Origin of the sequence: Microbacterium daqui (genome assembly GCF_050408675.1) — a bacterium.
Taxonomy (GTDB): Bacteria; Actinomycetota; Actinomycetes; order Actinomycetales; family Microbacteriaceae; genus Microbacterium.
The window spans coordinates 1-24930 of record NZ_JBNTKF010000029.1 but is presented as its reverse complement, the minus strand read 5'-3'; the positions used below and the strand labels follow the sequence as shown (position 1 = coordinate 24930).

Annotated in this window: 25 protein-coding genes; 11 read left to right on the top strand and 14 right to left on the bottom strand. The window is 62.8% G+C overall.

Annotated elements, in window-relative coordinates; genetic code table 11:
• The first annotated feature begins 145 nt into the window (after window positions 1-145).
• Window positions 146-460, top strand: coding sequence for a hypothetical protein (locus ACQUSY_RS12535; RefSeq protein WP_428904793.1), 315 nt, complete (start codon window positions 146-148; stop codon window positions 458-460).
• 3 nt (window positions 461-463) lie between these two features.
• On the opposite strand, the gene ACQUSY_RS12530 is transcribed toward ACQUSY_RS12535, so the two are convergent.
• The 6 genes from ACQUSY_RS12530 to sdhC form a co-directional block, all read right to left on the bottom strand.
• A complete protein-coding gene (locus ACQUSY_RS12530; RefSeq protein ID WP_428904792.1) occupies window positions 464-1303 on the bottom strand; it encodes an exodeoxyribonuclease III in 840 nt (279 codons plus the stop codon).
• Window positions 1304-1312: 9 nt separating this feature from the next.
• Window positions 1313-2500: a YihY/virulence factor BrkB family protein gene (locus ACQUSY_RS12525; RefSeq protein WP_428904791.1), complete on the bottom strand. Its 1188-nt coding sequence runs from the start codon at window positions 2498-2500 to the stop codon at window positions 1313-1315.
• Between the two features lie 82 nt (window positions 2501-2582).
• Window positions 2583-3344 (bottom strand): succinate dehydrogenase iron-sulfur subunit, encoded by a 762-nt coding sequence (locus tag ACQUSY_RS12520; RefSeq protein WP_428904790.1) that lies wholly within the window; start codon window positions 3342-3344, stop codon window positions 2583-2585.
• Window positions 3344-5143 (bottom strand): succinate dehydrogenase flavoprotein subunit, encoded by a 1800-nt coding sequence (sdhA, locus tag ACQUSY_RS12515; protein WP_428904789.1) that lies wholly within the window; start codon window positions 5141-5143, stop codon window positions 3344-3346. The genes ACQUSY_RS12520 and sdhA overlap by 1 nt, the downstream gene beginning before the upstream one ends.
• Before the next feature lie 19 nt (window positions 5144-5162).
• On the bottom strand, window positions 5163-5624 hold the full coding sequence (locus tag ACQUSY_RS12510; protein WP_428904788.1) for a succinate dehydrogenase hydrophobic membrane anchor subunit: 462 nt from the start codon (window positions 5622-5624) through the stop codon (window positions 5163-5165).
• Window positions 5624-6058 (bottom strand): succinate dehydrogenase, cytochrome b556 subunit, encoded by a 435-nt coding sequence (gene sdhC, locus ACQUSY_RS12505; RefSeq protein WP_428904787.1) that lies wholly within the window; start codon window positions 6056-6058, stop codon window positions 5624-5626. Before sdhC ends, ACQUSY_RS12510 begins: the two co-directional genes overlap by 1 nt.
• Window positions 6059-6284: 226 nt before the next feature.
• Here sdhC and ACQUSY_RS12500 point away from each other — a divergent pair, with 226 nt between their 5' ends.
• The 8 genes from ACQUSY_RS12500 (at window position 6285) to ACQUSY_RS12465 (ending at window position 15785) form a co-directional block, all read left to right on the top strand.
• Window positions 6285-7400, top strand: a complete 1116-nt coding sequence (locus ACQUSY_RS12500) for a mannose-1-phosphate guanylyltransferase (protein WP_428904786.1) — start codon at window positions 6285-6287, stop codon at window positions 7398-7400.
• 330 nt (window positions 7401-7730) lie between these two features.
• Window positions 7731-8774, top strand: coding sequence for a BMP family lipoprotein (locus ACQUSY_RS12495; protein ID WP_428904795.1), 1044 nt, complete (start codon window positions 7731-7733; stop codon window positions 8772-8774).
• A gap of 99 nt (window positions 8775-8873) precedes the next feature.
• Window positions 8874-10418, top strand: coding sequence for an ABC transporter ATP-binding protein (locus ACQUSY_RS12490; protein WP_428904785.1), 1545 nt, complete (start codon window positions 8874-8876; stop codon window positions 10416-10418).
• A gap of 41 nt (window positions 10419-10459) precedes the next feature.
• Window positions 10460-11671 (top strand): ABC transporter permease, encoded by a 1212-nt coding sequence (locus tag ACQUSY_RS12485; protein ID WP_428904794.1) that lies wholly within the window; start codon window positions 10460-10462, stop codon window positions 11669-11671.
• Window positions 11668-12954, top strand: a complete 1287-nt coding sequence (locus ACQUSY_RS12480; protein WP_428904784.1) for an ABC transporter permease — start codon at window positions 11668-11670, stop codon at window positions 12952-12954. The genes ACQUSY_RS12485 and ACQUSY_RS12480 overlap by 4 nt, the downstream gene beginning before the upstream one ends.
• A gap of 1 nt (window position 12955) precedes the next feature.
• The gene (locus ACQUSY_RS12475; protein ID WP_428904783.1) at window positions 12956-13357 is read left to right on the top strand and encodes a cytidine deaminase; all 402 of its coding nucleotides are present in this window, start codon (window positions 12956-12958) and stop codon (window positions 13355-13357) included.
• Window positions 13354-14646, top strand: coding sequence for a thymidine phosphorylase (locus ACQUSY_RS12470; protein WP_428904782.1), 1293 nt, complete (start codon window positions 13354-13356; stop codon window positions 14644-14646). Before ACQUSY_RS12475 ends, ACQUSY_RS12470 begins: the two co-directional genes overlap by 4 nt.
• 23 nt (window positions 14647-14669) lie before the next feature.
• On the top strand, window positions 14670-15785 hold the full coding sequence (locus ACQUSY_RS12465; RefSeq protein WP_428904781.1) for an adenosine deaminase: 1116 nt from the start codon (window positions 14670-14672) through the stop codon (window positions 15783-15785).
• Between the two features lie 48 nt (window positions 15786-15833).
• Here ACQUSY_RS12465 and ACQUSY_RS12460 read toward each other — a convergent pair whose 3' ends face one another.
• From ACQUSY_RS12460 to ACQUSY_RS12425, 8 genes are all read right to left on the bottom strand, one after another.
• Window positions 15834-16784 (bottom strand): SDR family oxidoreductase, encoded by a 951-nt coding sequence (locus ACQUSY_RS12460; protein WP_428904780.1) that lies wholly within the window; start codon window positions 16782-16784, stop codon window positions 15834-15836.
• Window positions 16781-17752, bottom strand: coding sequence for a bile acid:sodium symporter family protein (locus ACQUSY_RS12455; protein ID WP_428904779.1), 972 nt, complete (start codon window positions 17750-17752; stop codon window positions 16781-16783). Before ACQUSY_RS12455 ends, ACQUSY_RS12460 begins: the two co-directional genes overlap by 4 nt.
• Window positions 17749-19047, bottom strand: coding sequence for a flavin-containing monooxygenase (locus tag ACQUSY_RS12450; RefSeq protein WP_428904778.1), 1299 nt, complete (start codon window positions 19045-19047; stop codon window positions 17749-17751). The genes ACQUSY_RS12455 and ACQUSY_RS12450 overlap by 4 nt, the downstream gene beginning before the upstream one ends.
• 117 nt (window positions 19048-19164) lie before the next feature.
• Window positions 19165-19305 carry a hypothetical protein gene (locus ACQUSY_RS12445; RefSeq protein ID WP_428904777.1) on the bottom strand — a complete coding sequence of 47 codons (141 nt, stop codon included), beginning with the start codon at window positions 19303-19305 and terminating at the stop codon, window positions 19165-19167.
• Between the two features lie 25 nt (window positions 19306-19330).
• Complete coding sequence (locus ACQUSY_RS12440; protein ID WP_428904776.1) at window positions 19331-19492, bottom strand: hypothetical protein; 162 nt, start codon at window positions 19490-19492, stop codon at window positions 19331-19333.
• 58 nt (window positions 19493-19550) lie between these two features.
• The gene (locus ACQUSY_RS12435) at window positions 19551-20159 is read right to left on the bottom strand and encodes a GNAT family N-acetyltransferase (protein WP_428904775.1); all 609 of its coding nucleotides are present in this window, start codon (window positions 20157-20159) and stop codon (window positions 19551-19553) included.
• Window positions 20160-20195: 36 nt separating this feature from the next.
• Window positions 20196-21866, bottom strand: a complete 1671-nt coding sequence (locus ACQUSY_RS12430) for a phospho-sugar mutase (protein ID WP_428904774.1) — start codon at window positions 21864-21866, stop codon at window positions 20196-20198.
• The gene (locus ACQUSY_RS12425) at window positions 21863-22696 is read right to left on the bottom strand and encodes a purine-nucleoside phosphorylase (protein ID WP_428904773.1); all 834 of its coding nucleotides are present in this window, start codon (window positions 22694-22696) and stop codon (window positions 21863-21865) included. The genes ACQUSY_RS12430 and ACQUSY_RS12425 overlap by 4 nt, the downstream gene beginning before the upstream one ends.
• A 115-nt stretch (window positions 22697-22811) precedes the next feature.
• On the opposite strand from ACQUSY_RS12425, the gene ACQUSY_RS12420 reads away from it, so the two are divergent.
• Entirely contained in the window at window positions 22812-24263 is a 1452-nt protein-coding gene (locus ACQUSY_RS12420; RefSeq protein WP_428904772.1) for an NAD(P)H-quinone dehydrogenase, read from the top strand.
• A 157-nt stretch (window positions 24264-24420) separates the two neighbouring features.
• Entirely contained in the window at window positions 24421-24585 is a 165-nt protein-coding gene (locus ACQUSY_RS12415; RefSeq protein WP_428904771.1) for a hypothetical protein, read from the top strand.
• Window positions 24586-24930: the final 345 nt, after the last annotated feature.

The window sequence follows — 24930 nt, the reverse complement described above, 5'->3', positions numbered from 1 at the left end:
GACGACCTGCTCCGGAGTGTGACGCTTCCTGCTGTTCGTCATGATCTGACCAGTCTCCCTGCCCGGACCCCCGGGCAACAGGACGACTCACACAACCACCGGACCTACCGAACGGGGTCAGCCCACCACCAGTGGCAACCTCACGATGCTGATTGCTGGACTCGGCATGATCGTCATCACCGCGCTCGTGCCGTTCCTGTTGCGGTCTCAGGCAAAGAAGATGCTCCGCGCGGCAGCGCCGGAGGGCTCCAAGCTCGCCACCAGCATCACGGCAGAAGCCGTCTGGTTACAGTCGCCACTGGCAACCCAAACGCTTGAGCTCAGCGCGTTTCAAAAGGCCCGCGTCATCGGTAATACGCTGATCCTGCGCTTTCGCGGATCAACAAACTACCTGGCACTGCCGGCGCGAGCGTTCACACCAGACGCGATTGCGACGGCGCGCGACAACATCGCCGCGTAGGCGTCAGCCGATGCGGTAGTCGACCGTGACCGGAGCGTGGTCGCTCCAGCGGGTGTCCCAGCTCGGGGCACGCCACACGGCGTAGTGCTCGACGCGCTCGGCGAGCGTGGGGGAGGCCATGTGGTAGTCGATACGCCAGCCGGTGTCGTTGTCGAACGCCTTGCCGCGGCTTGACCACCACGTGTACGGGCCGTCGATCTCACCGTGGAAGGCGCGCCCCACGTCCACCCAGCCGAGACCCGGCCCCGTGGTTCCGTCGACAGCAACAACGTCGGCACCGTGCGCGCCAAAGTAGCGGTCGAAGTAGGCGCGCTCACGCGGAAGAAAGCCGGCCTTTTTGACGTTGCCCTTCCAATTACGAATGTCGTACTCGCGGTGCCCGACGTTGAGGTCTCCGGTGACAACGGCGAATGCCGAGTTCGCGGCAAGTTCGGGAAGACGCAGGCTCATCGCGTCCAAGAACGCCCATTTGGGGTCTTGCTTAGCGGGCGTTTCAGCCTCGCCGGTCGGAACGTACGCGCTCACCACGGTGACGCGCTCACCGTTGATGTCGAAGTCGGCTTCGATCCAGCGACCCTTCGTATCGTGCTCATCGAGGCCGAAAGCCGTGCGCACGGCAACGGGCGCTTGACGCGACGCAATCGCCACACCGGCGCGGCCCTTGGCGGTTGCCTCGTCATCAACGAGCGTCCACCCCGGCAGCGCCTTTTCGAGCTCGTCACGAGGTGCCCGCACCTCTTGCAGTGTCAGAATGTCGACACCCGCGTCAGCGAGCCACGGGTGCATGCCCTTGCGTGCTGCCGCACGGACGCCGTTGACATTGACCGAAGAGATACGCACCATGCCACCAGCCTAGCGGCGCGGTCCGACAGTCACCTTCCGCTTGCCAGAGGATGCCAATTCTTCTTCCGCGGCGGCGACACGCTGTCGGGTTTCTTCCACGCGATCAGCCCAATGGCGAACCTCCCGGGTCGCGATGGGGCGCGCGTACCACGGTGCCCCGGCACGCTTAATGCGCGCTTCCCGATATCGCACGAGCGCGGCGTCTCGAAGGGTTTCTGCTTCGAGAAGGGCGCGCTCCTCGTGTGTCGGCAAAACAATGGCAATGTTCTGATCTTCGGCACTCACCGCCACCCACGCCGCGGAGAGGAGGATAGCCGTCATGATGAGTCGGAACCACAGCAGGAGTCCGATGATGACAACGAAGGGTGCGAGCAACGGGTTTGAGGGAGTCTTGCCCAACAGAAAACCAGCGGCGAGCTGAAGGATGGCCAAACCAAGACCACCGAGACAAGCACCCGGCAGGATGACACGTGTCTTGAGATCTGTGTCGGTGAGGAACCGGAACAGGACGATCAACGTAAACACATTGATAGCGCAAGCAATGATCACCGCAAGAATCTGCGTTCCGGTTCGCGCAATCCAGACGTTGTCAGACAGGCCCACGAGGTCAAGAGCGAAGTTCAGCGTGCTTGTTCCGACGGTCGACAGCACGGCACCCAGCAGAAGCAATAACGCGAAGCCGAGCGAAGCGAGCAGATCACGGGCCTTCAGTAAGGCGAACGCGCCCTCTTCCGGTGGCAAATCGAAAATGTCGCGCACCGCTTTTCGTACGTATCCCATCCAGCCGATCGCTGTCCACACCACCGCGAGGAGCGCGACGACACCCGTGATTGACATGGCGCTGGCTGAGCCGGCAACAACTTCGCGTACTTCTTCAGGGCCGAAAAGCCCGCCCTCCTCATCGACAAGACCCGGAAGATACTGGTTGATGAGATTGATCAGGCCATCGATTGCGGAGTCGCTTGCGCCTAACCATAAACCGAGAATAACGAGCGCAACGTATATTGCGGCGGCCACCGCGAAGAACGCCTGGAACGATGAACCGGCGGCGAGAATGGGGCCGTTTCGAACGGAGAATCGTTTAAAAACTCGCACCGGAAACCACGCCATGACCTTCTGTGCGGTCTCAGATGCTTTCTCGACCACCGACGGGCGGTCATCGGCGGTCGTGTTCTCCTGGTTCCGTTCGTCGCTCACACCTCCAGCGTACTGAAACCACGCCATTCCGCCACTAAAAAGTGGGCGCCACCCGAAGGCGACGCCCACTGAATTCAGCGGCTTAGCGGCCGCCGCGCAGAATGGCCCGCTTGACCTCAGCAATAGCCTTGGTGACCTCGATGCCACGGGGGCAGGCCTCGGAGCAGTTGAAGGTGGTGCGGCAACGCCACACGCCTTCCTTGTCGTTGAGGATGTCGAGGCGCACGTTTGCAGCATCGTCGCGCGAGTCGAAGATGAAGCGGTGTGCGTTCACGATGGCGGCCGGGCCGAAGTACTGGCCGTCGGTCCAGAACACCGGGCACGACGAGGTGCACGCAGCGCACAGGATGCACTTGGTGGTGTCGTCGAAGATCGCGCGATCCTTGATGGACTGCGTGCGCTCCTTGCCCGGAGTGGTGGGGGAGGACGGCTGCAGGAACGGCTGAACTTCGCGGTAGGAGGCGAAGAACGGCTCCATGTCGACGATGAGGTCCTTTTCCAGGGGCAGACCCTTGATGGCCTCAACGTAGATCGGCTGCGAAATGTCGAGGTCCTTGATCAGCGTCTTGCAAGCCAGGCGGTTGCGGCCGTTGATACGCATAGCGTCGGAACCACAAATACCGTGCGCGCAAGAGCGGCGGAAGGACAGCGAACCGTCGACCTCCCACTTGATCTTGTGCAGGGCGTCGAGAACGCGGTCAGTCGAGTAGAGCTCGACGTCGTAATCAACCCAGCGCGGCTCTTCGTCTACTTCGGGGTCGAAGCGGCGAACGATGAACGTCACCAGGAAAGACTGAACCTCATCGGATTCGGGCGCGCTGGCCTCAGCAACTGCAGTCGACATCAGTACTTCCTCTCCATGGGCTGGTAGCGAGTCACGACGACCGGCTTCCAATCGAGCTTGATGTGGTCGTCAGCGTTCGACGAGTGCGGGTCACCGGTGAGGTACGCCATCGTGTGCTTCATGTAGTTCTCGTCATCGCGGTTCGGGTAGTCGTCGCGCATGTGGCCGCCACGGCTTTCCTTGCGGTTCTTCGCGGTGACGACGACAACCTCGGCGAGGTCGAGCAGGAAGCCCAGCTCAACAGCCTCGAGCAGGTCGGTGTTGTAGCGCTTGCCCTTGTCGTCGACGTGGACGTTCTTGTAGCGCTCGCGCAGCTCTTCGATCGTCTCGAGAACTTCGCCGAGCGACTCGTCGGTGCGGAACACCTGAGCCTTCGCGTCCATGTCGTCCTGCAGCTTCTTGCGAAGCGTCGCGATGCGCTCGGTGCCCGGGTTGGAACGCAGGCCCTCGATCATGTCGCGAACTTCCTTGGCCGGGTCTTCCGGCAGCGGAACGAAGTCAGCGGTCTTGACGTACTCAACAGCGTTTCGGCCAGCGCGCTTACCGAACACGTTGATGTCCAGCAGCGAGTTGGTTCCGAGGCGGTTCGAGCCGTGCACCGAAACACAGGCGCACTCGCCAGCAGCGTAGAGACCCGGAACAACGGTGGTGTTGTCGGCGAGAACCTCGGCGTTGACGTTGGTGGGGATACCACCCATGGCGTAGTGAGCGGTCGGCATCACGGGGACGGGCTCGACAACCGGGTCGACACCTAGGTAGGTACGAGCGAACTCCGTAATGTCTGGCAGCTTTGTCTCGAGAACCTCAGCACCGAGGTGCGTGCAGTCGAGGAGAACGTAGTCCTTGTGGGGGCCAGCACCGCGGCCTTCGGCGACTTCCTGAACCATCGAGCGCGCAACGATGTCACGCGGCGCGAGGTCTTTAATCGTCGGGGCGTAGCGCTCCATGAAACGCTCACCCGAAGCGTTACGGAGAATGGCACCTTCACCACGAGCACCCTCGGTGAGGAGGATGCCGAGGCCAGCCAGGCCGGTCGGGTGGAACTGGAAGAACTCCATGTCTTCCAGCGGCAGGCGTTTGCGCCAGATGATGCCAACGCCGTCGCCGGTGAGGGTGTGTGCGTTCGACGTTGTCTTGAAGATCTTGCCGAAGCCACCCGTTGCGAAGATGACAGCCTTCGAGTGGAAGACGTGCAGCTCGCCTGTAGCCAGTTCGTACGCAACAACACCAGCAATCTGCGTGGCGCCGTTTTCGTCCTTCACTGTGATGAGGTCGAGAGCGTAGAACTCGTTGAAGAAGTTGATGCCGAGACGCACGCAGTTCTGGAACAGCGTCTGCAGAATCATGTGGCCGGTACGGTCAGCGGCGTAGCACGCACGGCGCACGGCAGCCTTACCGTGGTCGCGGGTGTGGCCACCGAAGCGACGCTGGTCGATCTTGCCGTCTTCCGTACGGTTGAAGGGAAGACCCATGTTCTCGAGGTCGATGACCGCGTCGATGGCTTCCTTCGCGAGGATCTCAGCTGCGTCTTGGTCGACGAGGTAGTCGCCACCCTTGACGGTGTCAAAGGTGTGCCACTCCCAGCTGTCTTCCTCAACGTTGGCGAGGGCTGCCGCCATGCCACCCTGCGCGGCACCGGTGTGCGAACGCGTCGGGTAGAGCTTGGTGATAACGGCGGTTTTCGCGCCAGGGCCAGCTTCAATAGCTGCGCGCATGCCTGCGCCACCGGCGCCGACGATGACAACGTCGAACTGGTGGTAGTGAACGCCGTCGCGGATAACGGAATCTGAAGTATTCACGTGTGTGTGCCTAGCTTTTCTACTTGCCCGTCAGTTCTGCACATGCTTCCCACAGCGCGCCGTCTTCGAAGACTCCGTTGCAGGGGTCAAACGTGAAGACAACAAGCGTGCCGAGGATGATGAGCAGACCAACAGCGATCCAGATCGCGGAAACGAGCACCTTACGTGCCGTCTTGTTCAAGACGTAGTCGTTGGTGATGGTGCGCATACCGTTGGCGCCGTGAATGAGACCAAGCCACAGCATTGCGACGTCCCACCACTGCCAGAAGGGCGTAGCGAACTTGCCACCGACGAAACCGAAGTCGATTGCGGAGATACCGTCGCCGACCATGAGGTTGACGAACAGGTGACCGAAGATCAGAACGACCAGTACAACACCGCTGACGCGCATGTACAGCCAGCCCCACTTTTCGAGGTTGGCACCACCGTTGCGCGGCGTCGATGCCGACGAGCGGGGAGCTGCGAGAGTTTCAGCAGTCATTAGTTTCCACCTCCCGCGTGGGCCAGAACGTTCGGGATGTGACGAACGGCGAAGGCGCCGACGAGAACAACCCAAATACCGATCACGATCCAGAACATCTGCTTCTGGTACTTCGCACCCTTGGACCAGAAGTCCACCAGGATGATGCGAAGGCCGTTGATCGCGTGGTAGACGATGCCGGCAACGAGCACGAGCTCGCCGAAGCCCATGAGGGGGTTCTTGTACGTCGACATGACGGCGTCGTAGGCGTCAGGAGAGACGCGAATGAGTGCAGTGTCCAAAACGTGGACAAGCAAGAAGAAGAAAATCGCGACACCTGTAATTCGGTGCAGCACCCATGACCACATGCCCTCGTTGCCGCGGTAGAGCGTTCCCCGCGGCGTTTTTGAGGTGGTCTCGGATACCGACGGTGTCAAGCGAGCGCTTGCGGACACGTCGTCCTCCCTGATCGATGCGAAGCTGTGCGGGCGCCAAGAAAGCGCGAGCGTAGGTCTCCATCCTATTCCTGTAATTTCGCTGGGGGCGAATGAGGCATACCTAATATCGGGCAATACTGACCACAATGTGCCTGAACCGTGACCATCCGCGTAGGTCATTTGCACTGGTTGCACACCGCCGTGGCGTGCAGTCGTGACGAGTAAGCCGGGCTAGCCTTGCACCATGCAAGGCAAGCTTTCTGACTTTTACGCCGTTATTCCTGCCGGTGGCATTGGTAGCCGCCTCTGGCCACTGTCGCGCGCAGACGCACCAAAGTTCTTGCACGACCTCACCGGTTCCGGACAATCTCTGCTCCGCGACACGTGGGATCGCCTCGAGCCCCTTTCCGGAAGCGACCGCATCGCGGTGGTCACCGGACGCGCGCACCGTGCCGCTGTTGAGAAGGAACTCCCCGGCGTGGCCGACCTCAACGTCTTTCTGGAGTCCGAGCCGCGGGAGTCGGCCGCTGCCATCGGTCTGGCCGCCGCGATTCTGCACCGCCGCGAACCCAACGTCATCATTGGCTCGTTCGCCGCTGACCACGTCATTCAGGGCACCAACCGCTTCGAATGGGCCGTCGAGCAGGCCGTTGCCGTCGCTCGCGAAGGTTATATCTGCACGATCGGCATTCCGCCGGCTGAGCCGAGCGTCGGCTTCGGCTATATCCGCAGTGGCGATGAGCTGAAGATTAAGGGCGCGCCCGCGGCTCTGCTTGTGAAGGAGTTCGTCGAGAAGCCGAACCTTGAAACCGCGAAGCGTTACGTCGAAGCACGCACGTATCTGTGGAACGCCGGTATGTTCATTGCCCGCGCTGACGTGATTTTGGCCGAGCTGGCCAAGAATGAGCCCGAACTGCACGCGGGGCTCGTTGAGCTCGCTGAGGCGTGGGACGACCGCGACAAGCGGGGGCCCGCGGTCGATCGCATTTGGCCGGGGCTGAAGAAGATTGCCATCGATTATGCGGTGGCGGAACCAGCGGCTGCGGCTGGCACGTTGGCTGTGATTCCGGGGCACTTCGATTGGGACGACGTCGGAGACTTCGCGAGCCTCGCGAAGTTGAACTCGCGTGGCCGCGGTAGCGACCTGGCGATCCTGGGAGAGAACGCCCGTGTTCTTGCCGACGCCTCGAGCGGCATCTTGGTTTCACAGACGAACCGTGTGATCTCGGTCGTCGGTGTGAAAGACATCGTGATCGTGGATACGCCTGATGCCCTCCTGGTGACAACAAGTGAGCACGCACAGCGGGTGAAGGGTGTCGTCGATGCCCTAAAACTCACGGGTCGGGGAGACGTACTCTAACGAGAGCGGCGCTTCGATCGGGTTGCTCATATGAGCAATCTGTTTCGGCTTTGTAACCTTTAGCGCGAGAGTAAGGCAATATCCGCGTCACGCGGGGTAACTTTCTGGGAGCGAACCCGTGAACCGCGCGGGCGAACAATCGCGGAGGCAACCTTGACTATTTCCATCACTAAGAAGCTTGGCGTGGGCGTATTCGCCGCAGGCCTCATCTTCTCGCTTGCCGCTTGTGGCCAGGCTCCGACGACGGAACCGACCACCAAGCCGACCGAAGACTCGGGCGCAACCACCGCCCCTGGTGGCGGCGCAGCCGTCGAAAACTTCAAGCCGTGCATGGTCTCGGACGAGGGTGGCTTCGACGACAAGTCCTTCAACCAGCTCGGTTTCGAAGGACTCACCAAGGCCGCAGATGAGCTCGGCGTCGAGGTCTCCAAGACCGAGTCGAAGTCGGCAAGCGACTACGCGTCCAACCTTGATGCACTCGCATCCGAAGGCTGCACGTTCATCGTTTCGGTCGGCTTCAAGCTGAGCGCGCCGACCATCGAGGCAGCGACCGCTAACCCCGACATTCAGTACGCGATCATCGACGACTGGGCAGATGCAGACTTCGACGGCAAGACGGACGCACCGAACATCAAGCCGCTCGTCTTCGACACCGCACAGGCCGCGTTCCTCGGTGGCTACGCAGCAGCGTCGTTCTCGCAGAGCGGCACCGTTGGCACCTTCGGTGGCGCCAAGATCCCGCCCGTAACGATCTTCATGGACGGCTTCGAGCTCGGCGTTGACTACTTCAACGAGCAGAAGAGCAAGGACGTCAAGGTTGTCGGCTGGAGCATCGAGTCGCAGGAGGGCCAATTCACCGACGAATTCGCCGCGAACGACAAGGCCAAGCAGGTCGCTCAGGGCATTATCGACCAGGGTGCCGACGTGCTGCTCCCGGTCGGTGGCCCGATCTACCAGTCGGCTGCACAGGCCATCCGTGACTCGGGTGGAAACATCGCACTGATGGGTGTCGACGCCGACGTCTTCACGACCGACCCGACCGTTGCAGACCTGCTCCTCGTGTCGATCATGAAGGGCATGGACGTCGCTGTATACGACTCGGTCATCGAAGCTGCCGCAGGCAACTTCGACCCGACCCCGTTCGTCGGCACGCTGGAGAACGATGGTGTTTCGCTGTCGGAGTTCCACGACTTCGCGAGCAAGGTAGCACCGGAGNGCAGGCAACTTCGACCCGACCCCGTTCGTCGGCACGCTGGAGAACGATGGTGTTTCGCTGTCGGAGTTCCACGACTTCGCGAGCAAGGTAGCACCGGAGCTCGAGGACGAGCTGGTCGCAATCCGCGAGGGCATCATCGACGGCTCGATCGCGGTTGAATCGCCCGCTTCCCCGTAAGCACCTAGCAATACTGAAGGCGCGGCCGGACAGATGCTCAGCAGCTGTCCGGCCGCTCCAATGATCGATAGATTGGCACCATGAAGCTCGAGCTCCGCGGAATCACGAAACGATTCGGGTCTCTCGTCGCGAACGACCACATCAGCCTCACCGTCGAGCCTGGACAGATTCACTGTCTATTGGGTGAGAACGGTGCAGGCAAATCGACGCTGATGAACGTCCTGTATGGGCTGTACACCGCCGACGAGGGTGAGGTCCTCCTCGATGACGAGGTGCAGCACTTCTCTGGCCCTGGCGATGCCATGGCTGCCGGAATCGGCATGGTCCATCAGCACTTCATGCTGATCCCGGTCTTCACGGTCGCCGAGAACGTGATGCTCGGCCACGAGCAAACAGGTTTTGCTGGGCGCCTGGATGTCGCCGCAGCGCGGAACCATGTGCGTGAGGTGAGCGCACGGTTCGGGTTTGAGATTGATCCTGACGCCATCGTCGGTGACCTCCCCGTTGGTGTTCAACAGCGCGTTGAAATCATCAAGGCGCTCTCACGTGACGCCAAGGTGCTCGTCTTTGATGAGCCCACTGCGGTGCTGACCCCGCAGGAAACTGATGAGCTGATGGGCATTATGCGCCAGCTCCGCGACGAGGGCACGGCCATCGTCTTTATTACCCACAAGCTCCGTGAGGTCCGCGAAGTTGCAGACAAGATCACGGTAATTCGCCTCGGCAAAGTTGTCGGCGAAGCAAACCCGGAGTCATCCAACACCGAGATGGCCGCCATGATGGTCGGTCGGGCGGTTGAACTTACGGTCAAGAAGGGCGAGCCAAACCTTCGCTCGGGCGGGCTGGTCGTCAACAACCTTCGCGTCATCGACGAGACCGGCCAAACTGTCATCAGCGATGTCAGCTTCGAGGTGCGCCCCGGCGAGATCCTCGCGATCGCGGGCGTTCAGGGCAACGGACAAACCGAGCTGACCGAGGCCATTCTGGGGCTCCAGAGCAAGGTCACCGGAACCATCACCCTCGACGGTGAAGACCTTCTCGGCAAGACCGTGCAGGGCATCATCGACGCTGGCGTCGGTTTTGTTCCGGAAGACCGCAAGGAAGATGGCCTTGTTGGCGAGTTCAGCGTCGCCGAGAACCTGATTCTGAACCGCTCGACCAACGGCGAGCCGTTCTTCCGGATGGCAACGTTGCAGCGCAAGGCGCTGGACACTTTCGCACGCGAGCAGATCGTCGAATTCGACATTCGCACGCAGGGCCCTGAGACGCATGCTGGTCGCCTCTCGGGAGGAAACCAGCAGAAGGTGGTGCTGAGCCGCGAGCTGAGCCGCGAACTGAAGCTCTTCGTAGCGTCCCAGCCGACCCGCGGTATTGACGTCGGCTCGATCGAATTCGTTCATGAGCGGATCGTGCAGACTCGCGACTCCGGCGTTCCGGTCATCGTCGTTTCTACTGAACTCGATGAGGTCGCCGCACTCGCTGACCGGATCGCCGTGATGTATCGCGGAGGCATTGTGGGCATCGTCCCCGGCAATGCTCCGCGCGAGGTGCTCGGCCTCATGATGGCCGGGGAACAGCCCGGCACAACGACGGATGCTGTCACCGACAAGGAGGTCGCCTCGTGAGCGAGCCAACCCCGACTATTGCCGCCGAAAAGACGCAGGCAATGCAAGCGATTCCGCGGCAGAACAGCATCCTTCGTGACATTTTTGCCGGTGGCGCAGTGCGTGCCGTTCTCGCCGTTGTTTTGGCGATGATCATCGGCGGCATCCTCATCGCCGCCACAAACCCCAGCGTGCAGGCAGCGGCCGGGTACTTTTTCCAGCGCCCCGCTGACACATTTGTCGCAATCTGGGAGTCGATCTCCGGCGCTTACGCGGCACTGTTTCGTGGTGCGATCTACAACTACAACGCGCCTAACTTCTTGCGCGCGATCAAGCCGCTGACCGACACCCTGAACTTCGCGACACCGCTGATCGCCGCCGGGCTCGGTGTGGCGCTCGCATTCCGCGTCGGCCTCTTCAACATCGGTGGTCGCGGCCAGATGCTCATGGGTGTGGCTGCCGGCGCAACCGTCGCTTTCACGGTACAGGCTCCGATTTACATCCACCTGCCCCTGACGATCATCGCCGGCCTCATCGGCGGCATGATCTGGGGTGGTCTCGTCGGCGTTCTCAAGGCGAAGACCGGCGCGCACGAAGTGATCCTCACGATCATGCTCAACTTCATCGCCTACTACTTCATCTCCTGGCTTTTGGCGACGCCTGGCCTGCTGCAACGCCCGGGAGGGACGCAGCCGATCTCAGCGCCCACACCAGAAACGGCTCGCTTCCCGCTGTTGTTCCCCGCACCGCTGTCGGTGCACGCCGGCTTCATTGTGTCGATTGCGGCGGTCGTCTTCGTGTGGTGGCTGATTGAGCGTTCGAGCCTCGGATTCCGCATGCGTGCGGTCGGTGAAAACCCGAATGCTGCGCGCGCTTCCGGCGTCAACGTCGGTCGCACGATTGTGTATGCGATGGGTATCGCCGGTGCGCTCGCTGGCCTCGCCGGTGTCAACCAGATTTCGGGAACCATCACCAGTGGTTTTGAGAGTGGTATCGACGCGGGTATTGGCTTTGACGCAATCACCGTTGCCCTGCTCGGCCGGAGCCGCGCCTTCGGTGTCCTCGGAGCCGGAATCCTTTTCGGCGCGCTGAAAGCCGGTAGCTTCACGATGCAGACGTCGCAAGACATTCCGGTTGACATCGTGCTCGTCGTGCAGGCACTGATCGTGCTGTTCATTGCGGCGCCGCCGCTGATTCGAGCTGTCTTCTTCCTCCCGAAGGAGGGCGCAACGCCCCGATCTACACGCCGCGCGAAGAAGGAGGTGGCCGCATGAGCGCCACCGTAGCCGCCACCGTCGCTATCGGCGCCGTCCAACGCGAGAAGGTTCGTCAGCGCAGCTTTAAGCTGCCGATCTCCCTGGGGATCGTCGCCGCCTTGATCGTGTTGCTTGCTCTACCGGCAGGCCGACACGGTACCAGCACCTTCCGTCTGGCAGATCGAACGTCTTCGCTCGCGCTTCCCGATATCGAGGTTCCTACCTGGATCACCGTGCTCGCGTGCGCGATCGTTCTTGTTGTGCTCGCGGCCTACACGGCCGTCCGCGTCTCCGCCTACAAGAGCGTCGGACTATGGGTGCCGATTGTATTCGCGTTCGTTGCGGTGTTCGCGTTCCTCACGTGGTCGGCTGCCGATGGTCTGGTTCCGGTCACCGGCTTGCTCTTCGGTGCCGTCTCGCTCGCGGTTCCGCTGATCTTCGGCGCTCTCGGTGGCGTCATCGGTGAGCGTGCCGGTGTCGTCAACGTTGCCATCGAAGCGCAATTCTTGCTAGCCGCCTTCAGCTCGGCGCTCGTCGCCTCGATGACCGGAAACGTGGTGCTGGGTCTGGTCGCCGCTATGGTCGGCGGCGCGCTGGTCGCCGCGGTTCTCGCGCTGTTCGCGATCCGTTATGTGGTCGATCAGGTTATCGTCGGTGTGGTTCTCAACGTGCTCATCACGGGTCTGACGAGCTTCCTGCACGGCGCTGTGATGAAGCAAAACGAGACGCTGTTCAACTCCCCGCCGCGTTTCCCGCGCCTGCCCATCCCGGTGCTGCACGAGATCCCCGTGCTGGGGCCTGTGCTGTTCAACCAAACGCTGATCGTCTACCTGGCGTACGTCATCGTGCCGGTCGTTGCGTGGGCGTTGTATCGCTCCAAGTGGGGTCTGCGTCTTCGCGCCGTTGGTGAGCACCCGCAGGCTGCTGACACCGTCGGTATCAAGGTCAACCCGACGCGCTTCTGGAACCTGCTGCTTGCCGGTTCCATCGCCGGTATCGGTGGCGCCTACTTCACGCTGGGCTCGGTCGGTGCTTTCGACAAGGAGATGACGGACGGTCTCGGCTTTATCGCGCTTGCCGCCGTCATCTTCGGTGGATGGGATCCGATCAAAGCCACGCTTGCGGCGCTGCTGTTCGGCTTCTCAATGAACCTCGAGACCCTCTTGAGCAACCTCGGATCCCCGATCCCGGGTGAGTTCATGAAGATGTTGCCGTATGTCGTGACAGTGCTCGCCGTTGTCGGATTCGCCGGCAAGGTGCGAGCGCCCGCCGCCGATGGCAAGCCATACATTAAGGGATGACATGACGGATATTGACTGGGACGAGCTGCGCAGTGCAGCAACCGAAGCGATGAAGAAGGCATATGTGCCCTACTCGCGCTACCCGGTCGGAGCCGCTGCCCTCGTGAGCGATGGCCGCATCGTTTCGGGCTGCAACGTCGAAAACGCGTCGTACGGCGTCACGCTGTGCGCCGAGTGTGGTCTGGCATCGCAGCTCGCGATGACCGGTGGCGGCAAGCTCGTCGCGTTCGTGTGCGTTGACGGCCACGGCGCGACCCTCATGCCCTGCGGTCGCTGCCGTCAGCTGCTGTTCGAGCACGCCCTGCCCGGCATGCTGCTGGAGACCGTTTCGGGCATTCGCACGATCGACGAGGTGTTGCCTGACGCCTTTGGCCCGCGCGACCTGGAGGAGTTCGGACGATGAGCATTGAAGCTTTTGACGCGGTTGACGTCATTCGCGCCAAGCGTGACCACCAGCCCATCAATGAAGACGCGCTGCGATGGCTCATTGACGCCTACACGCGCGAGTACGTGACAGACGCGCAAATGGCGTCGTTCGCGATGGCCGTGTTGCTGAACGGCATGACGCGCGACGAGGTTCGTGTGATGACCGATGCGATGATCGCATCGGGGGAGCGTATGAGCTTCGCCGGTCTGGGCAAGCTGACGGTCGACAAGCACTCCACGGGTGGCGTTGGTGACAAGATCACCCTCCCTCTCGCTCCGCTGGTTGCCTCGTTCGGCGTTGCGGTTCCGCAGCTCTCCGGCCGTGGCCTCGGCCACACCGGCGGCACGCTCGACAAGCTCGAGTCGATCCCCGGTTGGCGTGCGGCCCTCTCGAATGACGAGGTGTTTGCGCAGCTCGGCAGCGAAGTCGGTGCGGTTATTTGCGCTGCAGGCTCAGGTCTCGCACCGGCAGACAAGCGTCTGTACGCCCTGCGTGACGTGACCGGAACCGTTGAAGCGATTCCGCTGATTGCGTCCAGCATCATGTCGAAGAAGATTGCCGAAGGAACCGGTGCTCTCGTTCTTGACGTGAAGTTTGGTTCCGGCGCCTTCATGCAAGACATCAACAAGGCGCGCGAGCTCGCGGAGACGATGGTGGCGCTCGGCACTGACTCGGGCGTTGCGACGACGGCTCTGCTCACCGATATGAACAGCCCGCTGGGCCGGGCGATCGGTAACGCGAACGAGGTTCGTGAGTCGGTTGAGGTGCTCGCCGGTGGCGGCCCCGCCGATGTTGTTGAACTGACCGTGGCACTCGCCCGCGAAATGCTGGCGCTTGTCGGCCAGCCCGACGCCGACGTTGAAGCGGCGCTCAAGGACGGCCGTGCGATGGACTCGTGGCGAAAGATGATTGCGGCGCAAGATGGCGACCCTGACGCCGCGCTGCCCGCCCCGAACGAGACGCACACGATCGTTGCTCCGTGCTCGGGCGTCATTACCCGACTCGAAGCGCTGCCGTTCGGTATTTCGGCGTGGCGCCTGGGCGCTGGCCGCGCTCGTCCGCAAGACCCGGTTATCCACGCCGCGGGCATCGATCTGCACGCGCAGGTTGGCGATACGGTTGAAGCTGGTGCGCCGCTCTTCACGCTGTCGGCCAACGACGAGTCTCGTTTCGCCCGTGCGCTTGAATCCCTTGAGGGAGCGTGGGAGATTGGAGACACGGCGGCTGGCCGTGGTCCTCTCGTGCGCGAGCGCATCACCGCGTAAGACTCTTAGAACAGGGGTAACTCATGTCAATCGACCAGCACGGTGACGCAGGGCTTGAAGGCGTCTCGCTGCGCGGCCTTCCGAAGGTGTCGTTGCACGACCATCTTGACGGTGGCGTGCGCCCGGCGACGATTCTCGAACTCGCAGAAGAAGCAGGCCTCAAGACGCCAGCGTCTGACGCGAAGACTCTCGATGCATGGTTCGCCAAGCAGGGTGAATCCGGTTCGCTCGTTGAATACCTGAAGTCGTTCGAGCTCACAACCTCGGTCATGCAGACCGAGGCGGCGCTGACCCGCATCGCGCGCGAGTTTGTCGAAGATCTCGCCCACGATGGTGTCGTCTACGGTGAAATGCGTTGGGCGCCGGAGCAGCACGTGGCCGGTGGCCTCACGCTGGAGCAGGCCGTTGACGCGATTCAAGACGGTATCGAAGAGGGGGAAGACGCGGTCGCGAGCCGTGGCCAAGACATCCGTGTTGGTCAGCTCATCACCGCGATGCGCCACACCGACCGCTCGCTCGAGATTGCAAAGCTCGCCGTTGACTACCGCGGCCGTGGCGTCGTTGGTTTTGACATCGCGGGTGCGGAAGACGGCTTCCCCGCTTCGCGTCACCGCGAGGCGTTCGACTACCTCGCCGCGAATTTCTTCCCGACCACGGTGCACGCCGGTGAAGCGGCGGGTCTCGACTCGATTCGTTCCGCCCTCATCGATGGCCGTGCGCTGCGCCTCGGTCACGGTGTGCGCCTCGCTGAAGACCTCGACGTTGTCGGTCGTGACGATGAAGAGGTGCGTGTGCAGTTTGGCGACCTCGCCCGCTGGGTGCGCGATCGTGAGATTCCGCTCGAACTGTCGCCGTCGTCGAACCTGCAGACTGGCGCGATCGCCGCGTGGGGAACCGAGATGGTGGACCACCCGTTTGACCTGCTGTACCAGCTCGGCTTCGCGGTGACCGTAAACGTCGACAACCGCACGATGAGCCGCACGTCGCTCACCCGCGAGCTCAAGCTCCTGTCAGACGCTTTCGAGTACACGCTGGAAGACATCGAGGCGTTCCAGCTCAACGCTGCAGCGGCTGCCTTCTTGGCTGTCGAAGAGCGCGAAGAGCTCATCGAGATCATCGCCGAGGGCTTCGAGAAGTAAGCAAACGTCAACCGGCGTCACGTCATACGTGGCGCCGGTTTTGCGTTGTCAGCGGGCGACGCCGGGGTGGGTTGCGAGATAGTGTTCGAACGCTTCATGCGACGTGTGTGACGGCTCGAAACCGAACACCTCACGCAACGCCGTGTTGTCGAGCACCGGCCGATAGCGCAGAAAGCCAACCTGCGCCGGCCCATGCACGGTCAATCGCAACGCATGGGCAATGCGCAGGGCGAATGACAAAACCCCGGCGGGCACCCGCAACATCGGCTTGTTCAGTCGTGACGCAATCTCGGTGACCGTCAGCGCCCCCGTGCCGGCGATATTGAAAATGCCCGCCGGACCATCGGTTGAGGCCCGTACCATCGCAGCCGCAACGTCGTCAGCCCACACGAAAACGAAGGGCGATTCGCAACCACGGATCGCCAGAATGCGCTTGCCATCCCACAGCGCCGTGATCTGATTCTTCACCGTGGGCCCGAGTATGGTTCCGATGCGGAACACCACCTGCTCAAGCGCCGGGTGCGCAGCGCGTGCGTCCGCCAGCATCCCCTCGACGAGCGCCTTGTGCTTCGAGTAGGGAAACTCGTCGCTGCCGCGAGCCGGCCACTTTTCGGTAATCCACGCGGGATTGTCGGCGTGGTAGCCATACGCGGCACCTGAGCTCGACACCACGAGCCGCCCCACACCCGCCGTGATACACGCGTCGATGACGTTGCGTGAACCGGTGACGTCGACGCGATACTCCAGCTCCTCATCGTGTCCGGGGTTCACGATGGCGGCGAGATGCACGACGGTATCGATGTCGTACTGGTCGAGAAGCGGAACCAGGGTGCCGGGGGAGGTGACATCGCACGGTGCATCGATAACACCGTCGCGCGGGTGCTCCGGCGTGCGCACATCGGCTGAGACGACCACATCAACATCGGGGTGCGCGGCGAGGGCCGTGACGACGTGGGAACCGAGGAATCCGGAACCACCGGTGACGAGTACGCGCGTCATGCGGATGGTTCCGCCGCCGGGGGTGCCGCTACGGGCGCGTGCCGCGAGGCATCGCCCTGTGCTGAGCCCGTCTTACGCTTCGTGTGTAGGGCCCACAGGCTCGCAACGATGAGGCCGGCGATGATGTCCCAAATGCCCCACCAGCCGGCGACGATGGCCATGCCGCCGAGGCCATCGAAGAACATGAAGACAAGGCCGAGACCAAGGCCGGCATTACGGATACCGACTTCGAACGTCATGGCCTTGCGCTCACGCGTACCCAGGCCCGAGACGGCGGCGGTGGAATAGCCGATTGCGAGTGCCACGGCGTCGTGCACCGTGACCACGAGGATGATGATGCCGAGGAACGCGATGAAGAACGCCCAGTTGCCGACGAGCGCGATCACGATGAACGCGAGCAGTGCGATGAGGCTGAACCACTTCACCGCGGGCTGCACACGCTTTGAGAACGTCGGGAACTTCGCGCGAATCGCGAGCCCGAGCAGGAATGGCACGCCGATGATGAGCACTATGTCGAGCAGGAGCTGCCACGTGTTGAGCTCAACAGCGCGCAACAGCTCGTGTGCGGTTGGGTGCAGCGAACCCCAGAACGCGATCGAGAGCGGCATCGCGATGATGTAGAGCAGGTTACCCACGGCCGTCATGGAGACGGACAGGGCAACGTTGCCGCCGGAGCGGTGCGTCAACACCTGGGAGATATTGCCGGGCGGGCAGCACGCCACCAGAATCATGCCGAGTGCCATCGACGGCGTCAGCGGCAGAATCAGCGTCAACCCAAACGTCACCGCCGGCAGAATCAACAGCTGGGCGAGGATCGCTACGATGAACGGCTTCGGGTGTTGCGCCACGATTTTGAAGTCGCGCGGTGCGACGTCCAGCGCGATGCCGAACATGATGAGCGCGAGCACGACATTGAGCAGCACAAGCGAGTTCGGCGAAAAGTTGAGAACAACCTCATCGATGTTCATGTGCCCACCTTCAGGGTCTTCGCAGTCGAGGCCACGACGCGTCGGTACGCGTCTTTGTTGACGTAGTAGCTCATGCGGTCAAGGCCCAGGTAGTTGTAGCCGCCCGTGACGTCGGGCCACGGGGCGTTCATAACGCGCTCGCGGAACGCACGTGCCTTCTCGGGGTCTTCGCGCTCGGCGCGGAGGTACGCGGCAACGAGCGCGGCCTGCTCAGCGCGACCCTGCCAGCCGATACCGGAGGCTTCGATCATGCCAAGCACGTAGAGCCCGTTGAAGCTCGGCGGAAAGACGTTGAGGTACAGGTCTGGGCTCGCGCCCGTCCAGTGCAAGTCGGCGCGATCAGCGAACGGGTAATCAAGCTGGTAGCCGGTGGCCAGCAGAATCGTGTCGTACTCACCGGAGGATCCGTCACGAAAGTGCACCGTGGTTCCGTCGAACCGATCAATGTCGGCACGAATGCGCAGGTCGCCCTGACCCAGGTGGTTGAGAATCAGGGTGTTAACGATGGGATGCGACTCGTAGATCTTGTATTTCGGCTTCGGAAACCCGAAGCGCACCGGGTCGCCGGTGAACACCTGCAGAATGCGCTTATCAATGAACTGCTTGATCTTCGCGGGCAGCGGACGGCCCTGATTGAGGGTGTCGGACGGGCGGCCAAACAAGTAGCGCGGCACGAAGTAGTAGCCGCGGCGTACACTCATGTCGACCGAGCGCGCGTGGTGCACGGCGTCGACGGCGATGTCGCACCCGCTGTTGCCTGCGCCGATGATGAGCACGCGTTTGCCGGTAAGCTGCGTTGCTGACTTGTACGCGCTCGTGTGCATGATTTCGCCGGTGAACTCGCCGCGGAACGCCGGCACGTTCGGCTCCGCAAGCGTGCCATTCGCAAGGATCACACCGGCATGCCGGTGGGTCTCTTCACCGTCAGGGCCGTCGACGGTGACGAGCCACTCGGATCCATCACGACCGATGCGAGATACGCGGGTATTGAAGCGGAACGTTTCGTCGAGCCGGAAGTGCGCGGCAAAGTCGTTGAAGTAGGTCTTGAGCTCACGGTGGCTGGGGTAGTCGGCCGTGGACGACATCGGAAACTCGGTGAACTCGGTCGTCGTGCGCGATGAAATCAGGTGTGCTGATTCGTACATCGTGCTGCGGGGGTTCTCGATGTCCCACAGCCCACCGACACCGGTCGATGCTTCATATCCCTGAAACGGAATCTTGGCTTTTTGCAGGGCTCGCGCGGCCGCGAGTCCGGTGGGTCCTGCGCCGATGATGGCATAGGGCAGTGGGGGCACGACATTCTCCTCGCACGACGGTGTGCGCCTCGGGTAGGCAGTAGCGCAATCCTACTCAGCGGCCCCGCTGGTTCCGAAGCCCGCGAGCACGCGAAAGAGCGAGGCTACCCGAGCGGGCTACCCGGCCATGATGAGCATCGAAATGCCGCGGATGAGGGCGACAATTCCGCCACACCACGCGATCACGAGCATGGCACGACGGGCGATGGGTGCCGGCACGAAGCGCACCAGGAGAGAACCGACGATGATGCCGACCACCGTGACGATCAGGAGGGTGACAACGTCAATGACGGGGGGAGACGGGAAGCCCGCGAATGATCACGCTACTGAGGCAGAGCACGACGAAGATGACCTGAACGGTGGCGGTGAAGCTGCGTTGATTCCAGTTGTCGCCGACGGCGTGGGCTGCCAGGGGAGGGCCGGAGAGTCCACTCGTGACGTGCATGAATCCGGCGGCGGCCCCTGCCGCTGCCGCACCCTTCTTCCGACGAACAGGGCGAGCGTCATCGAGTGTTGGCCGCCGTTGCGAGCGCCGCGGTGCGGCTGGTGAGGCCCAGACGCACCGTGGGCCACTCGTGCGGCAAGATCGAGAACACCACGGTGTCGCGGAGCGTACCATCGCGGCCGATGCGGTCGTTGCGGAGAATGCCGTCTTGCTTGGCGCCGAGCTTTGCGATGGCGGCGCGCGAGCGCAGGTTATGGGCGTGCGTGCGGAACTCGACGGCGATGACGTTGCACGCCTCGAATGCGTGCCCGAGGAGCAGGAGCTTCGCGGCGGGGTTGATGACGGTGCCGCGAGCACGCGGCGAATACCAGGTGTAGCCAATCTCGGTGCGCGGAGTTTCGAGGTTGATGTTGCACAGCGTGCTTGAGCCGACGACGCGGCCGTCAGCCTTCGAGCGCACGACGAACGGGTTCATCATGCCTGTCTCGCGCAGTTCGAGGCGTCGCGCCGTGTCGGCAGGCACCTCGTCGGCGCGCGGAACCGATGTGAACCACAAATCTTCCGTGATCTCACCCGCAGCCACGGCGAGCTCGGCGTTGTGTGCTTCGCTCAGGGGCTCCAGCACGACGTGGGCTGATTCGAGAGTGGTGATATCGGTGAGGCGCACCCTACGAGCATAGGGTGCGCCTCACCGGTTATGTTTTCAGGACAGCTGTGCGAGGAGCTCGCGCATCGCGGCGTCCATCGACGCGATGCGCGCGGCAGATGCTTCGGCCGAGTCTGCCTTCGCATCGAGGTACGCCTTGAGCTTCGGCTCAGTGCCGCTCGGGCGCACGATAACGCGCGAGCCCGACGCGAGGCGATACCGCAGCACGTCACCAGACGGCTCGCCCGCGGGTACAGCCAGCAGGTCGTCGGCGCTCACGATGGCGTCATCACCGATGCTCGTCGGCGGCGTTTCGCGCAGCGCGGCCATGATGCGCCCGATGACCGCCACGTCGTCAACGCGAATCGACACTTGGCCGCTCGCAAAGTGACCGAACGTCGCGGCCGACTCCTCCAGACGGCCCGCCAACGTGGTTCCGCTCTCGCGAGCGTCTGCGGCGAGGCCGAGCATCGCTACGGCGGCCGAGATGCCGTCTTTATCGCGAACGGTTTCGGGGTTCACGAGGTAGCCGAGCGCTTCTTCGAAGCCGAAAACCATGCCCGGTGCGCGTGAAATCCACTTAAAGCCCGTGAGCGTCTCGTGGAAGTCGAGGCCGAAGTGCTCGGCAATCGCGCCCAAACCGGGGGAGGAGACGAGGGAGCACGCGAGCGAAGCACCCGCGGTACCCTGTGCGGCGCGAGCGGCACGCCAGCCCAAGAGCAGTCCGACTTCGTTGCCGGTCAGGCGGCGCCAGCCACCGTCGACCGGAATTGCAACCGCGAGGCGGTCGGCATCGGGGTCGTTCGCAATGATGAAGTCGGCGTTCGTGGCGGTGGCCGTCTCGTAGGAGAGGTCCATCGCGCCGGGCTCTTCCGGGTTCGGGAAGGCGACCGTCGGGAACGCGCCGTCTGGCTGCAACTGCGCGGTCACGGTCTCGGGCAGCGGGTAGCCGGCGGCGGCGAGCACGCGCTCGACCGTCTCCCAACCGACGCCGTGCATGGCGGTGTAGACCCAGCGCATGTTGGCAGCGGCGGCCGGAGCGGGCGCGACGGCAGCGGTCGCGGCCACATACGCGTCGACAATCGACTCGGCACCGATCTCGTACGCGTCGGAACGCTCCAGGTCGGGAACCGACATCGTGTCGGCAACGCGTTGAATGTGCGCGGCGATTTCGGCGTCGGCGGGGGCAACGATCTGCGCGCCCTGGTCAGCGCCGCCCAGGTACACCTTGTAGCCATTGTCGTTCGGCGGGTTGTGGCTCGCGGTCACCATGACGCCCGCATCGGCGTTCAAGTGACGAACTGCGAACGCCAGCACCGGCGTCGGCAGCAGGCGCGGCAACAGCACCGCTTTGAGCCCAGCGCCCGCGAAGATCTCGGCAGAGTCTTTTGCAAACACGTCGGAGTTGCGGCGACCGTCGTAGCCAATCACGACGGTAGGAGTGCGGCCCGGGTTCTTCTCCAGCAGGTACGCCGCGAATCCGGCGGCTGCCTGAGCGACGAGCACCCGGTTCATGCGAGCGGAACCTGCGCCCAGTTCGCCACGCAACCCTGCGGTTCCGAAGGCCAAGCGCGAGTCGAAACGATCGATGATGTCAGCCTGCGCGGCGGGGTTGCCGTCCATCGCGTGGTTGATCAGCTCATCGAGCTCGTGGTGAGTCGTGTCGTCGGGGTCTTGCGCGAGCCACGCGACCGCGCGGCGTAGCGCCGTGGTGAGATCGATCGTCATAGTGCCTCGATAATTTTTGCGAGCAGTGCCGAAATGATCGGCTCTGCGGTCTTGCCCGCCTCGATGACCTCTTCGTGGCTCAGCGGCGTCTGCTGGATGCCGGCGGCGAGGTTGGTGATGAGGCTCAGGCCGAGAATCTCCATGCCAGCCTCGCGAGCGGCGATCGCTTCGAGCGCCGTCGACATGCCGACGATGTGGCCACCAATGTTCTTCGCCATCTGCACTTCTGCCGGGGTCTCGTAGTGCGGGCCACGGAACTGCGTGTACACGCCCTCGTCAAGCGTCGGGTCGATCGTGCGAGCAACGTCGCGCAGGCGCGACGAGTACAGGTCGGTGAGGTCAACGAACTTTGCACCCTCAAGCGGCGAGTCAGCCGTCAAGTTGAGATGGTCGCTAATGAGCACCGGCTGACCGGGGCTCCACGTCTCTTTGATGCCACCGGCACCGTTAGTGAGCACCATGATTTTGGCGCCGGCCGCAGCTGCCGTGCGCACCGAGTGTACGACGCGGCGCACGCCGTGGTTCTCGTAATAATGCGTACGTGCGCCAATAACAAGCACATTCTTGCCATCTGGCGTGCGAACGGAGCGAATGGTTCCGACATGGCCTGCCAGCGCCGGACGAGAGAAGCCGGTGACATCCGTTGCCGGAATAGTTGCGACGGTCTCACCGATCAGCTCGGCGGCCTTGCCCCAACCACTGCCCAGGGTCAGGGCAATGTCGTGCTGTGCGACGCCCGAGAGGCGAGCAATGTCGGCTGCGGCCTGGGCTGCGATCTCAAACGGATCAGCGGCCGGGTTCTCAAGAGGGTTATCCCACGAATCAGACATTCCTCTACTCTAGGAACCCGCGCGCGTGCGCGCCAGGAGCGCCGCTCGCTCATCTGCGCGCCAGAAGGCAGGAGTGGCGTTTTCGAACTCGCTCCCGGTGAGCGAGAATAGACATATGTCTTCTCTCTCGTTTGAGCGCACTCAGTCCGTGGCAATTCTGGGTGGCGGCCCTGGCGGGTATGAAGCGGCGCTCGCGGCAGCACAGCTCGGTGCCGACGTGACGCTCATCGAGCGTGCCGGTGTCGGTGGTTCCGCTGTTATTACCGACGTGGTTCCGTCGAAGTCTCTCATCGCGACGGCCGACGCCGCCGTCGCTATTTCTGAAGCTTCTGACCTCGGCGTGCAGTTTTTCGCTAAGGGTGCGAATGGCAAGCCGCTGAAGCCGGAAGTTGCCATCAACTTGGCGGCTGTCAACAAGCGTCTGCTGGCGCTGGCTCGTCAGCAGTCCGAAGACATGCGCAACGCTCTCGTTGAGGCCGGTGTGCGCATCATTAGTGGCTACGGTCGCTTGGAAGACGCCCACACCGTCGTTGTTTCGACCGGCCCCGACGGCACCGACTTTGACCGCGTTGAGGCCGACACCCTCGTGGTTTCGGTCGGTGCGTCGCCGCGCCAGCTGGCCTCCGCCATGCCCGACGGCGAACGCATTCTGACGTGGACGCAGCTGTACGACATGAAGGCCCTGCCCGAGCACCTCATTGTGGTCGGTTCGGGTGTCACCGGTGCTGAGTTTGCCTCGGCCTACATGAACCTGGGTGCGAAGGTCACCCTCGTCTCGTCGCGCGACCAGATTCTTCCCTCGGAAGACCAGGACGCCGCAGCTGTGCTCGAAAAGGTCTTCACCCGTGGCGGTATGACGGTCTTGAACAAGTCACGTGCTGACAAGGTTGAGCGCACCGACAGCGGTGTGACGGTCACGCTCGCAGACGGACGCACGGTTGAGGGCTCGCACTGCCTCATGGCTGTCGGTTCCATTCCGAACACCGCGGGTATCGGTCTCGAAGAGGCGGGCATTCAGCTCACCGACTCGGGCCACTTGCGTGTGAACCGCGTTGGTCGTACCTCGGTGCCGAACATCTACGCGGCCGGTGACTGCACCACGCTCATGCCGCTCGCGTCGGTTGCCAGTATGCAAGGACGCACCGCCGTATTCCACGCCCTCGGTGACATCGTTATTCCGATGGATCCGCGCCGCATCACCGCCAACATCTTCACCGGCCCCGAAATTGCGACGGTCGGTTGGTCGCAGGCCGATGTCGAGGCTGGCCACATTAACGGCGTCGTACACAAGCTGCCGTTGTCGGCCAACCCCCGTGCCAAGATGATGGGCATCAAGGACGGCTTCGTGAAGGTTATCGCCCGCGAAGGCTCCGGCACCGTCATTGGTGGTGTCATCGTCGCGCCGAAGGCCTCCGAGCTGATCTACCCGATTGCCGTTGCCGTCGAGCGTCGCCTCACCGTGGACCAACTTTCGCGCGTCTTCGCTGTGTACCCGTCGCTGACCGGCTCGATCACCGACGCCGTTCGCGCCATGCACATCGTCGAACGAGACAACAGCGGCGAGTGACCGCGGCCGTGGCCGCGCGTGCAGCGACGCATGCTGCACGTCGGTCTCGGATTCTGTGCGGCGTTTGTCTACGGACTGATCGTCATGAGTGTGCCGCTCATGACGATCAGCGCGGTGATCGCCTTCTTGTGCCTCACCATATGCTGAGTATCCCGTTATGCTCACGCCAGAATCTGGTGAGCCGCACCCCTGGGTCACCTACACCGCGATCACCCTGGCTGCTACCGATCCCGCCTTCCGCGCGATACTCGGTTCGTCCCGTGCTCAGGCCGACCTCGACAGCTGGGCTGCCTACACCGCCCCCCTCACCCGCCAGCCGTAACGCCGGTTCTGCACCCCCCGTCCTGCACCCCTGGTTCCGCACCCCAGGTTCCGCGCCCCAGGTTCCGCACCCCTCGTCCGCACCCCAGGTTCCGCACCCCCGGTTCCGTGCAATTCCGGAACCTCAACAACCGTTATGCACGCAACTGTGTGACTCATGAGGCTGAAGTGGCAGGTGAGGCATTTTTTGCGTGCGTACCGTTTTGCGTCGTGCGTAACGGGGCTCTTCACGAACGAGGGTGTAGTTGGGGTCTGAAGCCTCCGGCTTCGAGTAGTGATCTGGCGACATAGTTCGTGAGGTTGCGGAAGCCGAGTGCGGAGCCGCGGAGGTGCTCGAGCCGCCCGT

Excerpts from the sequence above, each read along its gene's own strand:
- ACQUSY_RS12475 (WP_428904783.1), top strand. The coding sequence starts at position 12,956 with ATGACGGATATTGACTGGGACGAGCTGCGCAGTGCAGCAACCGAAGCG.
- ACQUSY_RS12535 (WP_428904793.1), top strand. The coding sequence starts at position 146 with ATGCTGATTGCTGGACTCGGCATGATCGTCATCACCGCGCTCGTGCCG.
- ACQUSY_RS12510 (WP_428904788.1), bottom strand. The coding sequence starts at position 5,624 with ATGACTGCTGAAACTCTCGCAGCTCCCCGCTCGTCGGCATCGACGCCG.
- ACQUSY_RS12420 (WP_428904772.1), top strand. The coding sequence starts at position 22,812 with ATGTCTTCTCTCTCGTTTGAGCGCACTCAGTCCGTGGCAATTCTGGGT.
- ACQUSY_RS12485 (WP_428904794.1), top strand. The coding sequence starts at position 10,460 with ATGCAAGCGATTCCGCGGCAGAACAGCATCCTTCGTGACATTTTTGCC.
- ACQUSY_RS12430 (WP_428904774.1), bottom strand. The coding sequence starts at position 21,866 with ATGACGATCGATCTCACCACGGCGCTACGCCGCGCGGTCGCGTGGCTC.
- ACQUSY_RS12460 (WP_428904780.1), bottom strand. The coding sequence starts at position 16,784 with ATGACGCGCGTACTCGTCACCGGTGGTTCCGGATTCCTCGGTTCCCAC.
- ACQUSY_RS12465 (WP_428904781.1), top strand. The coding sequence starts at position 14,670 with ATGTCAATCGACCAGCACGGTGACGCAGGGCTTGAAGGCGTCTCGCTG.
- ACQUSY_RS12415 (WP_428904771.1), top strand. The coding sequence starts at position 24,421 with ATGCTCACGCCAGAATCTGGTGAGCCGCACCCCTGGGTCACCTACACC.
- ACQUSY_RS12490 (WP_428904785.1), top strand. The coding sequence starts at position 8,874 with ATGAAGCTCGAGCTCCGCGGAATCACGAAACGATTCGGGTCTCTCGTC.
- ACQUSY_RS12480 (WP_428904784.1), top strand. The coding sequence starts at position 11,668 with ATGAGCGCCACCGTAGCCGCCACCGTCGCTATCGGCGCCGTCCAACGC.
- ACQUSY_RS12520 (WP_428904790.1), bottom strand. The coding sequence starts at position 3,344 with ATGTCGACTGCAGTTGCTGAGGCCAGCGCGCCCGAATCCGATGAGGTT.
- ACQUSY_RS12470 (WP_428904782.1), top strand. The coding sequence starts at position 13,354 with ATGAGCATTGAAGCTTTTGACGCGGTTGACGTCATTCGCGCCAAGCGT.
- ACQUSY_RS12440 (WP_428904776.1), bottom strand. The coding sequence starts at position 19,492 with ATGCACGTCACGAGTGGACTCTCCGGCCCTCCCCTGGCAGCCCACGCC.
- ACQUSY_RS12500 (WP_428904786.1), top strand. The coding sequence starts at position 6,285 with ATGCAAGGCAAGCTTTCTGACTTTTACGCCGTTATTCCTGCCGGTGGC.
- ACQUSY_RS12455 (WP_428904779.1), bottom strand. The coding sequence starts at position 17,752 with ATGAACATCGATGAGGTTGTTCTCAACTTTTCGCCGAACTCGCTTGTG.
- ACQUSY_RS12425 (WP_428904773.1), bottom strand. The coding sequence starts at position 22,696 with ATGTCTGATTCGTGGGATAACCCTCTTGAGAACCCGGCCGCTGATCCG.
- ACQUSY_RS12530 (WP_428904792.1), bottom strand. The coding sequence starts at position 1,303 with ATGGTGCGTATCTCTTCGGTCAATGTCAACGGCGTCCGTGCGGCAGCA.